At 65.7% G+C, this 2,892-nt stretch carries 2 protein-coding genes and 1 pseudogene; 1 reads left to right on the forward strand and 2 read right to left on the reverse strand.

What is annotated here, in order from left to right; genetic code table 11:
- Positions 1-624: 624 nt before the first annotated feature.
- Positions 625-983, forward strand: a pseudogene (locus ACIP64_RS41400) (transposase family protein); the annotation flags it as partial.
- Between the two features lie 503 nt (positions 984-1,486).
- On the opposite strand, the gene ACIP64_RS41405 reads toward ACIP64_RS41400, so the two are convergent.
- A complete protein-coding gene (locus tag ACIP64_RS41405) occupies positions 1,487-2,656 on the reverse strand; it encodes an XdhC family protein (protein ID WP_401598034.1) in 1,170 nt (389 codons plus the stop codon).
- A gap of 54 nt (positions 2,657-2,710) precedes the next feature.
- Positions 2,711-2,892 (reverse strand): hypothetical protein (locus tag ACIP64_RS41410; RefSeq protein WP_401598037.1); only part of this gene is annotated, 182 nt, incomplete at its 5' end.

Consider the following 2,892-nt stretch of genomic DNA (forward strand, 5'->3'; position numbering starts at 1 on the left):
TCCACGGCTTCCTGCTCACACCCCACGAACGGCGGAATCGTCGCACCGGACACGCCCACCAGAGACGATTCACATGATCGTGTTACGAGCTCTAAGGAACAACTTCATTGAATCTCCTCCTGCTGATGTTGGGGACTGCTCCCTGCGGGGTGGCTTCGCTATCACTCGTTTTCCCCTACGCCCCGAGGAACCGCACCGCCGTGCTGGATGCCGGCCGGACCGGCAGCGACACACAGACCTACCTACTGAGTGCGTGCGCGAGCAACAATATAGCCGCTGTGCGAGGTTTGGTGTGGCCCCGTTCTCGGTCCAGGTTCCGCGGCAGGGACTTGGACCGTGCTCATCGCTGGGCAGCGCGGGGACTCCCCACAGTTCGAGGCCGTCCTGGAGTGCGTCCGCGTACCCCAGCTCGGGGCCGGAGCCCCGCACCCGGCCCCCAGCGAGTGCGGGCCGACGATGCGTACGCTTCTCGCAGACTTGTGAGAACTCGTGAGGTGCATTGCGGGGAGTCTCGCTCACCCACCCGGAGTTCCCCCACGACTGCTGCCGGTGATAGGTCTATCCAATGAGGTCCCGTCTCACATGCAGTGTTGACGGAGTGTTGTAAGGGTCGTTGACCTTCACGTGGTGGATGTCAACGGGTCTGTGCAGTTGGTCTTTTCGGGTCTGTCCCCGCTGATTATGGAGGATGCGGCCGACGAGTGTGAGCGATCGTGACGCGGTCTTGGACGGCTCCGGACACCGCGGTCTACCAGGTGTGCGGGGCCTCGTCGGGACGGGTGCACGGTTATCACTGGCGGACGGTGGCCGTCGTTCCGGTCGACGGGCGACGGGTGGTGCTCCGTGTACGGGTGTGGCGTCTGGCGTGTCCGACGCGAGGCTGTCGCCACACCTTCCGCGAACAGGTGCGCGGGGTGCTGGAGCGATACGAGCGACACACCGCCCGGCTGACCAGGCAGGTCACGGTCGTGGTCAAAGGGTTGCCGACATTCGAGCGGTGATGTCGTGATGGCTGAGGTGACTTGATCGTTGCGGTGTGCCGGTTGTATGAGGTATCTGCAGGGTGATGGGCTGACGCCTGAACGGCAGGCGTTTCGCAATCGGATCCGGGTGGAGGCCGCCGGGCGCTTTGCCGCGGGGGCCTGCAACGCAGAAGTTCGCCAAGGACTTACGGGGCAGTGTGCGCTCGGTGCATCGATGGCGCTGGGCCTGGCAGGACGCATGCACCCAAGGACTGCATCGCCTTGACCTGCGCGGACTCCTTCGTTGCCATCCCCGGCCGGGTGCTGGCATCGATCTCGTCCTGGCGGACCCACTTGCGCAGCGTCTCGGTCGTGCCGATGCCCAACTTCTGGGCGACCGCTTTCATCGCGGCCCACTCGCTCTCGTGGTTGGGCCGGACCTCGGCAGCCATCCGCACCGCACGACGGCACAGCTCAAGCGGGAAGAACGTGCCATGACTCGATCCTCTCAAACGATCGAGTCTCTATCGAACCCGGAACGGTTCAGGCCGCTGGAGCACGGTGCGAGCGGAGACATCTGCCGTGTCTCGGTGAATCGGAGCGCGGGTACTCGTCAACGGCAGCCCCGAGCCACCCTGCCTGTCCGCGACGAATTCGGCGACGATCGACAGGGCGGTCTCCTCCGGCGTGCGCGCGCCGATATCCAGACCGATAGGCGAACGCAATCGGCTTAACTCGTCTACGGTGACGCCAGCTTCGCGCAGGCGCCGCATTCGCTCTTCATGCGTGCGCCGGGATCCCATGGCGCCCACGTACGCGACCGGCAACCTCAGCGCGCGCTTGAGAAGCGGGATATCGAACTTCGCATCATGCGTGAGAACGCATAGCACTGTCCGGTGGTCGACATGAGTGGTCTCCAAGTACCGGTGCGGCCAGTCGACGACGACGTCGTCGGCGTCCGGGAAACGCTCCTTGGTAGCGAACACCGGCCGCGCGTCGCATATGGTGACGCGGTAGCCGAGGTATTTACCCAGCCGGACCAGGGCGGCCGCGAAGTCAATGGCACCGAAGACGATCAGGTGTGGGGGCGGAGTGCTGGACTCCACCAATAGCGTAAGTGGCTGACCGCAGGAGGATCCGTCCTCCCCCACCACAACAGTTCCGGTGCGTCCCGCATTCAACATGGACCGCGCCTCCGCCGCCACCGCGCAGGCCAACGGCTCCTGGTCGCTCAGAGTTCCCTCGAACAGGCCGTCGGACCGGACCCCCAACCCACGGCTGATCAGCTCGGCAGGTCCGTCGACGACGCGGGCCAGAGCAACCGGCTCACCCGCGCAGACGGCCGACAGGACGGCTGTGATCATCTCTCGTCCTGGATCACCGGCACGGACCGGCGTAACGATGATGTCGACCACACCTCCGCAGGTCAGACCGACGGCGAATGCGTCGTCATCGCTGTAGCCGAAACGCTCCATGACGGGCTCCCCGTCTTGCAGAGCCTGCCGGCACAGCTCGTACACCGCGCCCTCCACGCATCCGCCGGAGACCGAGCCGATGGCCGCTCCCTCGTCGTTCACCGCGAGAGCGGCACCGGGCGCACGGGGTGCGCTTCCGCTTACCGCGGCCACCGTTGCGACGGCGAAGTCATGTCCCTGCTCGACCCAGCGGTGCAACTCCCCAGCGATGTCCAGCATGTCCCTCCTTGAATCTGATGCTGTACGCGCCCACCGGCGTTGTGGCGTGCGGGGTTACGTCGCGGGCTCGGGCTCCGGCTCCACGGCCGTCTCCTGGGCGCCGTCCGGGTCGAGCGGGGTCTTGACGGACTCCAGCAGCAGCTGGGAGACGTCGACGACCTGGAGCGACTCCTTGGCCTTGCCCTCGTTCTTCCGGCCGTTGACGGAGTCGGAGAGCATCACCAGGCAGAACGGGC

The organism is Streptomyces sp. NPDC088733 (assembly GCF_044751185.1).
Taxonomy (GTDB): Bacteria; Actinomycetota; Actinomycetes; order Streptomycetales; family Streptomycetaceae; genus Actinacidiphila.